This is a genomic window from Mesorhizobium sp. M2A.F.Ca.ET.067.02.1.1 (assembly GCF_004023285.1).
Taxonomy (GTDB): Bacteria; Pseudomonadota; Alphaproteobacteria; order Rhizobiales; family Rhizobiaceae; genus Mesorhizobium.
The window spans coordinates 20,548-28,819 of sequence record NZ_RZSB01000015.1 but is presented as its reverse complement, the minus strand read 5'-3'; the positions used below and the strand labels follow the sequence as shown (position 1 = coordinate 28,819).

General features: G+C 64.6%; 8 protein-coding genes, 1 tRNA gene and 1 pseudogene. 2 read left to right on the top strand and 8 right to left on the bottom strand.

Translation table 11 applies throughout. The annotated features are described in order from the left end of the window. From EOA28_RS03465 to obgE, 5 genes and pseudogenes are all read right to left on the bottom strand, one after another. Positions 1–219: pseudogene (locus EOA28_RS03465) on the bottom strand (MFS transporter); the annotation flags it as partial. Positions 220–465: 246 nt separating this feature from the next. Next, on the bottom strand, positions 466–1,053 hold the full coding sequence (locus EOA28_RS03460; protein WP_127249849.1) for a nicotinate-nucleotide adenylyltransferase: 588 nt from the start codon (positions 1,051–1,053) through the stop codon (positions 466–468). Positions 1,054–1,136: 83 nt separating this feature from the next. Continuing rightward, positions 1,137–2,423, bottom strand: a complete 1,287-nt coding sequence (locus EOA28_RS03455; RefSeq protein ID WP_128314568.1) for a glutamate-5-semialdehyde dehydrogenase — start codon at positions 2,421–2,423, stop codon at positions 1,137–1,139. Positions 2,424–2,454: 31 nt separating this feature from the next. Further along, positions 2,455–3,594 carry a glutamate 5-kinase gene (gene proB, locus EOA28_RS03450; RefSeq protein ID WP_127249843.1) on the bottom strand — a complete coding sequence of 380 codons (1,140 nt, stop codon included), beginning with the start codon at positions 3,592–3,594 and terminating at the stop codon, positions 2,455–2,457. 2 nt (positions 3,595–3,596) lie between these two features. Then, entirely contained in the window at positions 3,597–4,628 is a 1,032-nt protein-coding gene (obgE, locus tag EOA28_RS03445) for a GTPase ObgE (RefSeq protein WP_127249844.1), read from the bottom strand. 165 nt (positions 4,629–4,793) lie between these two features. Between obgE and EOA28_RS03440 the strand changes: the two genes are divergently transcribed. Then, the gene (locus tag EOA28_RS03440; RefSeq protein WP_127249845.1) at positions 4,794–5,657 is read left to right on the top strand and encodes an endonuclease/exonuclease/phosphatase family protein; all 864 of its coding nucleotides are present in this window, start codon (positions 4,794–4,796) and stop codon (positions 5,655–5,657) included. Between the two features lie 183 nt (positions 5,658–5,840). Here EOA28_RS03440 and EOA28_RS03435 read toward each other — a convergent pair whose 3' ends face one another. The 3 genes from EOA28_RS03435 to EOA28_RS03425 all read right to left on the bottom strand — a co-directional run bounded on the left by EOA28_RS03435 (position 5,841) and on the right by EOA28_RS03425 (position 7,619). Beyond that, positions 5,841–6,428, bottom strand: coding sequence for a GNAT family protein (locus EOA28_RS03435; RefSeq protein WP_127249846.1), 588 nt, complete (start codon positions 6,426–6,428; stop codon positions 5,841–5,843). Positions 6,429–6,554: 126 nt separating this feature from the next. Next, positions 6,555–6,824, bottom strand: a complete 270-nt coding sequence (rpmA, locus tag EOA28_RS03430) for a 50S ribosomal protein L27 (protein ID WP_040991608.1) — start codon at positions 6,822–6,824, stop codon at positions 6,555–6,557. Between the two features lie 99 nt (positions 6,825–6,923). Beyond that, positions 6,924–7,619, bottom strand: coding sequence for a 50S ribosomal protein L21 (locus EOA28_RS03425; RefSeq protein ID WP_127249847.1), 696 nt, complete (start codon positions 7,617–7,619; stop codon positions 6,924–6,926). A 316-nt stretch (positions 7,620–7,935) separates the two neighbouring features. On the opposite strand from EOA28_RS03425, the gene EOA28_RS03420 reads away from it, so the two are divergent. Further along, a tRNA-Ser gene (locus tag EOA28_RS03420) sits at positions 7,936–8,025 on the top strand. Positions 8,026–8,272: the final 247 nt, after the last annotated feature.

Here is an 8,272-nt window from a genome sequence, read left to right as displayed (position 1 = left end):
GCCGCCGGCCAGTCCGCCCGCCGAAAGCCCGGTGACGATCAGCCCGGCCCAGGTCGGGTCGAAGCCATCGGCGCCGAGCCGCACCGGGATGTAGGCGAACATCAGCCCATTGCCGATCGCGATCAGCGCCATCGACACGATGACGCTGGCAATCGCGATCAGCGGCGCCGGTTGTTCGGCGCGGACGGCGTCGGTCGTGGTGGGGGTTTTCTCCAGCATCGCTTGTCAGCATCGCTTACCGGAGAGCTAAGGGCCGCCGCAAAAGCGACATCGCACGCCTCCCTCCCCCCTTGTGGGGGAAGGTGGATTGCCGCGAAGCGGCAAGACGGATGAGGGTGTTCCAGCGCAGCGATACGCCGGCGTTTATGGCTTTGGACGGGCGCGTTGGCCAAGCTGGAGCACCCCTCATCCGTCTCGGCGCTACGCGCCGATCCACCTTCTCCCACAAGGGGAGAAGGAGGGCGCTCAGCCCTTCGCGGCCTTGCGGATCGCCGTGGAGGACAGCGACGAGCGCGGCCCGTGGATGAAGGTCCAGGCCGGCGCCTGCATGCGGGCAAGCAGCGGCGCGTCGCCCTCGTCGATGCGGGCATAGTCGAAGGTCTTGGCGACGACCGACGACAGGAAGGAGAGCGTCGCGCCCGGGCGATCGATGACCGCGATCGGGAAGGTCAGCACGATCTCGCGCCAGCGCTGCCAGCGGTGGAAATCCCGCAACGAGTCCGCGCCCATGATCCAGACGAAATCGACACCCGGATTGCGCGCCTTGACCAGAGCCAGCGTGTCGGCGGTATAGCGCACATGCTGCGCTGCCTCGAAGGCGGTGACCTTCATCCTGGGATTCCTGGCGATTTTTTCGGAGAGCTCGATGCGCTCGGCGAGCGGCGCGAGTTCCCGCGCGCTTTTCAGCGGATTGCCAGGCGTCACCATCCACCACAGCTGGTCGAGCGCCAGCCTTCTCAGCGCGATCTCGGCGACCAGCGCATGGCCGGCATGCGGCGGATTGAACGATCCGCCGAACAGCCCGACCGTCAGGCCCCTGGCGGCGTGCGGCATGCGAAAGTAACGGGCCGGGACAGTCTGCTCGGCTTGCGAAAGCATTCGCCTTGGCCTCCCTCAGGCCTGCCGGGCGAAAAAGGTCAAGGCCTCACCTGTCCCGATCCGCGCACGCGGTATTTGAACGAGGTCAGCTGCTCGACGCCGACCGGCCCGCGCGCATGCATCTTGCCGGTGGCGATACCGATCTCGGCGCCCATGCCGAACTCGCCGCCATCGGCGAACTGTGTCGAGGCATTGTGCAGGAGGATCGCCGAGTCGATCTCGTTGAAGAATTTTTCCACCGCCTGCGCGTCCTCGGCAATGATCGCCTCGGTATGGTGCGAGGAGAAGGTCTCGATATGCTCGATGGCCTCGCCGACGCCGTCGACCAGCTTCACCGCGATGATGGCGTCGAGATATTCCGTCACCCAGTCGGCATCGGTCGCCGGACTGGCGCCGGCGAAGGCTTTCATCACCTCGGTATCGGCATGGATCTCGCAGCCGGCGGCCCGCAGCGCTTCGAGGATGGGCACCAGATGCTTGGAGGCCACAGCGCGGTCGACCAGAAGCGTCTCGGCCGCGCCGCAGACGCCGGTGCGCCGCATCTTGGCGTTGACGGCGATCTTCACTGCCATGTCGAGATCGGCCGAGCGGTCGATATAGAGGTGGCAGATGCCTTCGAGATGCGCGAAGACCGGCACCCGCGCCTCGGTCTGCACGCGCCCGACCAGGCTCTTGCCGCCGCGCGGGATGATGACGTCGAGATTGCCGCTCAAGCCCTTCAGCATCTCGCCGACGGCGGCACGGTCGGTGGTCGGCACCAGCTGGATGGCATCCTGCGGCAGGCCGGCCGCCTTCAGCCCCTCGACCATGCAGGCATGGATAGCTGACGACGAATTGAGCGAATCCGAGCCGCCGCGCAGGATCACCGGATTGCCGGCCTTGAGGCAAAGCGCGCCGGCATCCGCCGTCACATTCGGCCGGCTCTCATAGATGACGCCGATAACGCCGAGCGGCGTGCGCACGCGCTCGATATGCAGCCCGTTCGGCCGGTCCCATTCAGCGATGACCTCGCCGACAGGATCCTTGAGCGCGGCAATCTCGCGAATGCCGTCGGCCATCGCCTTGATGCGCGAGGGGGTAAGCTTCAGCCGGTCCATGAAGGAGCCGGACAGCCCCGCCTCCTCGCCATTCGACATGTCGATGGCGTTGGCGTCGAGGATCGCCCGCTCGTTGCGCAGGATGGCATCAGCCATGGCGGCGAGCGCGGCATTCTTGGCCTTGGTGGAGGCGATAGCCAACGGTCGGGCGGCGGCGCGGGCGCGACGGCCGATATCGGCCATCAGCACAATCGTGTCTTCGCCGGATTTTTCATGCAGCTTCAGCATGGTCATCCTCCGCCTCGTCGTCAGTCAATACTTAGTCGTCGGCCAATACGTGGTCGCCGGCGACGCTTACCACAAGGTCGTCGCGATGGATCATCGCCGAACGCGCCTCGTAGCCGAGCACGTTTTCGATCTCGGCCGTCTTCAGACCCGCGATCCTTACGGCATCGGCGGCGTCATACGCAACCAGCCCGCGCGCGATCTCGCGACCCTCCGGCGACAGGATCGCCACCGTGTCGCCGCGCGAGAAATTGCCGCTGACCAGTTTCACGCCGGCCGGCAGCAGCGACTTGCCGGACTTCAGCGCGCCGATGGCGCCGGTATCGACGGTGAGCCGGCCGGCCGGCTCGAGCTGCCCGGCGATCCAGCTCTTGTAGCCCTTCACCGGATTGGCGCTCGGCTTGAAGAAGGTCGCGCGCTCGCCGCGCTCGATCGCCATCAGCGGCGAGAGCCTGGTGCCCGAGGTGATGATCATCGCCGTGCCGGCGGCATTGGCGATCTTGCCGGCGTCGAGTTTTGTCCGCATGCCGCCGCGCGATAATTCGGACGCGGCAGCGCCCGCCATCGCCTCGATGTCGGGCGTGATGCGATCGACCACCGGAATGAATTTGGCCCTGGGGTCCTTGGCCGGCGGCGCCGTGTAGAGCCCGTCAATGTCGGAGAGCAGCACCAAAAGGTCTGCGCCCATCATGGTCGCAACGCGAGCCGCCAGCCGGTCATTGTCGCCATAGCGGATTTCCGAGGTCGCAACCGTGTCGTTCTCGTTGATGACCGGCACCGCCTTCATCTTGAGCAGCGTCGAGATCGTCGCGCGCGCGTTTAGATAGCGGCGGCGCTCCTCGGTGTCGCCAAGCGTCAGGAGGATCTGGCCGGATTTCAGCCCATCCTTGCCGAGCGCGTCCGACCAGGCGCCGGCAAGCGCGATTTGGCCGACGGCGGCGGCGGCCTGGCTCTCCTCGAGCTTCAGCGCGCGCTTGCCTAGGCCGAGAAGGGTGCGCCCCAGCGCGATCGCACCTGAAGAAACGACCAGCACTTCCGCGCCGGCCTCGGCAAGCACAGCGATGTCGCCGGCAAGCGAGGTCAGCCAGTCGCGCTTCAAGCCCGTCGCTCGGTCGACGAGCAGCGCCGAGCCGATCTTCACCGTGATGCGTTTGTAGGATTTGAGCGACTTCATCGTTATGGCTGCCAGCGCGTCTCGACGGGAGCCGGCACGGCGTCGCGAGATTCGGCAACCACCGCCATCAGCGCCCGCAAAACCGCCTCGACGCCTTCGCCGGTGACGGCCGACAGAAGCAGCGGCGCGCGGCCGGCGGCGCGCTTCAGCGAGGCCGCCTTCTTCTTGCGAGCCTCCGCTTCGAGAATATCGACCTGGGAAAGCGCAACGATCTCGACCTTGTCGGTCAACCCATGGCCATAGGCCTCGATCTCGGCGCGCACCGTCTTGTAGGCCTTGCCGGGATTTTCCTCCTGCGCCGACACCAGGTGCAGCAGCACGCGCGTGCGCTCGACATGGCCGAGGAAGCGGTCGCCGATGCCGACGCCCTCATGCGCGCCCTCGATCAGGCCTGGAATGTCGGCCAGCACGAATTCGCGGCCGTCGATGCGGGCGACGCCAAGGCCGGGATAGAGCGTGGTGAACGGATAGTCGGCGATCTTCGGCTTGGCCGCGGTGACGGCGGCCAGGAAAGTCGACTTGCCGGCATTGGGCAGCCCGACCAGGCCGGCATCGGCGATCAGCTTGAGTCTGAGCCAGATGCTGAGCTCCTCGCCAGGCAGGCCGGGATTGGCGCGGCGCGGCGCCTGGTTGGTCGAAGTCTTGAAATGCTGGTTGCCGAAGCCGCCATTGCCGCCCTTGGCCAGCAGGAAGCGCTGGCCGACCACGGTCAGGTCGCAGATCAGCGTCTCATTGTCCTCGGCGAAGATCTGGGTGCCGGCCGGCACTTTCAGCGTGATGTCGGCGCCCTTGGCGCCGGTCATGTTGCGGCCCATGCCGTGCATGCCGGTCTTGGCCTTGAAATGCTGCTGGTAGCGATAGTCGATCAGCGTGTTCAGCCCGTCGACCGCTTCCGCCCAGACATCGCCCCCGCGGCCGCCATCGCCGCCGTCCGGACCGCCGAACTCGATGAATTTCTCGCGCCGGAACGACACCGATCCGGCGCCGCCGTCGCCGGAACGTATGTGAACCTTGGCCTGGTCGAGGAATTTCATCGGATTTTCAAGTTTCTGCTGATGTCCATGAGCGATTGCTCTAAGGCATGCCTTAAACCAAGGCGGAGCTAAGGGCGAGGCCCGTTTTGCGACTAAAGCGCCTGATGCCCTTTAGCCGGGGACGCGATAGCACTGTTGCGGGGACGTGATTGGAGGGGCGCGGAAATGAAGATCGTCACCTACAACATCCAGTACGGCATCGGCCTCGACGGTAGATACGATGTCGGGCGCATCGCCGACGCGGTGCGCGGCGCCGATGTCATCGCGCTGCAGGAAGTGACCCGCAACAACCCGCGCAACGGCGACCGCGACATGGTGGCCGAGATCAGCGAGGCGCTGCCCGATTATTTTGCCGCCTATGGCAGCAATTTCGAGGTCAATGTCGGCTCGCGCGTGGACGCCGGCCGCGCCGTCACCCGGACCTTCCAACTCGGCAACATGGTGCTGTCGAAGACGCCCATTCATCTGTCGCGCAATCTCCTTCTGCCGCGCAGCCGCAGCCTCGAGACCATGAACTTCCAGCGTGGCGCATTGGAAGCGCTGATCGAGACGCCGCTTGGCTTCATCCGCTTCTATTCCACCCATCTCGACCACCGCAGCCCGGTCGAGCGCCAGGGCCAGATCCGTTTCCTGCGCCAGCGCCTCCTGAACTATGCGCTGGAAGGCGGCGGCCTGTCGGGCATCCCCGAGATCGGCCTGCCGGACCTGCCCTACCCGGAAGCCTTCATCGTCATGGGCGACTTCAACATGCTGCCGGGCTCGCCCGAATATGTCGAGCTTGCCGGCCGGCCGGATCATGAGTTCGGCATGCCGCTGACCGCCGATCTCGCCGTCGACGTCGCCCAGCGTCTGGCGGTCGCCGACCTCATCACCTGGGTCGATCCTGAGCGGCCCGACGACAAGAGCCGCCACAAATGCATCGACTACATCTTTACCAGCGCCTCGCTCGCCAGATCGCTGCAGCGCCTGTGGTCCGACCGGGACGCCGTCGGCTCCGACCACCTCCCGCTCTGGGCCGAACTGGGCTGAGTCGCGGGACTCCCCCTCATCCGGCCGCTACGCGGCCACCTTCTCCCCGAGGGGAGAAGAGGTTGGCGCCGGCGCTTACCTGCTCCTCTCCCCCTTGGAGACCGGTCGGATTGACCCGAATTGCCCTTCGCAATTCGGTTGGCAATCCGGTGAGGCGCGCCGCTCAACCTTCCGAAGCACCCATCAATAATGGATCCAGTTGCGAAGACTGTTCCACGTCTTGCGATCCAAGCGGTAACGCTCGACCGGCACCTGGCCGGCGACGATTGAGTTCAGCATGCCCTGGCCAGCATACTGGAAGCCGCATTTGTGGATCACCCGCCGCGAGGCCGGATTGATCACCCGGGTCGAGGCATGCAGCACCTGAATAGAGGTCCGCTGGAAGGCGAGGTCGACCAGTGCATGCGCGGCTTCGGTGGCGTAGCCGCGCTTCCAATAGGGCTCGCCGATCCAGTAGCCGAGCTCCAGGCCGCGGTCGGTCGTGTTCAGGCCGGCGCAGCCGACGAAAGTGTCGCTCTCCCTGAGCGTCAGCGCATAGACGATGCCGGCGCGCCGCGACGCCGCCATGGCAAGGAAGGTGCGGCCCTCGGCCTCGCCATAGGGGTGCGGCATGCGGGCCAGCATTTCGGCGACATGTCGGTTGTCGGCTAGCGTGACGAGTTGCTCGAGATCGCTCTCGCGCGGGGCGCGCATGACCAGCCGCTCTGTGGCCAGCGCCGGGCAATCGATCGCATAACTTTCGTCTTCGGTGTCTTCCGCTTCGGCAACCATTTTAGTCCTCCAGGGCAAGAAAAAATGAAAAAGGAGAGAGGGCGAGCCCATCTCTCCTGATCCTTTTCCTGGCCTAGCCGGACACCGGTTCCCGAGATGGGCGCCGGTGTTATGGTGCGGAACCGGCTACTCCGCTGCTTTGGTAATCGGGTTCACCGATACGTAGGTTCGGCCGTTGGCTTTCTTGTTGAAGGTGACTGCGCCGGCTTCGAGCGCAAAAAGGGTGTGGTCCGTGCCCATGCCAACATTGGTGCCCGGATGCCATTGCGTGCCGCGCTGACGAATGATGATGTTGCCGGCGACGACGGCTTCGCCGCCGAACTTCTTCACGCCCAGACGCTTGGAGTGCGAATCGCGACCATTGCGCGACGAACCGCCAGCTTTCTTGTGTGCCATTTGACTAACTCCGATGCGCCCTGAGGCGCTTGAATGGTCTTATGAACGCGTTCGCGTTCCGTTTCAAGTCCGTACCGGCGACGATCGTCGCCGGAAAAATTACTTCTTCGCCAGTTCCTTGGCCTGCTCGCGCCAGTCCTTGATCTGGTCGGCGCTGAACGGCATGTGCTCGTCGATCTTGGCGACATCCTTGTCGGTGAGCTTGGCGAGCTGCGCGAAGGTGATGATGCCCTGTTCGGCGAGGTCCTTCGCCGCCACCGGGCCGATGCCCTTGATCACGGTCAGGTCGTCCGGCTCGCCCTTCGGCGCCTTGAACAGCGGCGCGGCCTTGGCCTCTTCGCCGGCAGCGGCCTCGGCCTTGGTTTCCTTCTTGGCCTTCGGCTCCTTCACAGCCACCTCGGCCTTCGCCTCGGCGGCGACTTCAGCCTTCGCCTCTGCCTTGGCTTCCGGCTTCGCGGCAGCCTTCTTCGACGGCTTGGCGCCACCCAGCAGGATCTCGGCGATCCGGACGGTGGTCAGCAGCTGGCGATGGCCGATCTTGCGGCGCGAATTCTGGCGGCGGCGCTTCTTGAAAGCGATGACGGTGCGGTTCTTGCCCTGCTCGACGACTTCCGCCGTGACCATGGCGCCATCGACGAACGGCGCGCCGAAGGTGACATTCTCGCCCTCGCCATGCGCGAGCACATTGCCGATCTCGACGATATCGCCGACCTTGGCTTCGAGTTTCTCGATCTTCAGGAGATCGTTGGCGGCGACGCGATACTGCTTGCCGCCCGTTTTGATGACTGCGAACATTTTTTGCCTTTCGCTGTTCGGTCGGCCTCGATGAACCGCCTCTGGCGGTTCGGCCGTCTTTTTGTCAGTCTGCGGGTTCAAAAAACAAGCGGCGCGGAAGAGCCTCCACGCCGAATGCGGGCTGTCCCTAACCGAAGGTTGCGATGGAGTCAAGGCAAACAGGCCTGCCCCGGACGACACGCCGAGCAAAGGAGGCGGGTGTGCCGTCGCCTCTGCTTTTCGCGGAAGCTGGAATTCGCTCGAATAGGGCCTTGTAACTCCAGCAGTCAGCCGTTATCTAGTGCGCCGCGCCGGCAACGGCCGACCATGACCTCGCGGAGAGGTGGCAGAGTGGTCGAATGCACCGCACTCGAAATGCGGCATACTCGCAAGGGTATCGGGGGTTCGAATCCCTCCCTCTCCGCCATTTAGCTTCCATAATAATCGTTTCCTTTCAAAAGCTTCCTTGTTGCGCTTGACCAGCGCGAAGCGAAACTTATCTTAGACTGTGTAACAAACTGTGTAACATTAGAGAAAGATAATGCGACGTTCCGCAGCGCCAAAGCCGCATAAACGTGAAGGCATCTGGTATCTCGTCCGCAGGGTGCCGAAGGAATTCGCGGCGTTTGATCGCCGCTGCCTAGTACGCATTTCCACGGGCGTCGCCGTGGCTG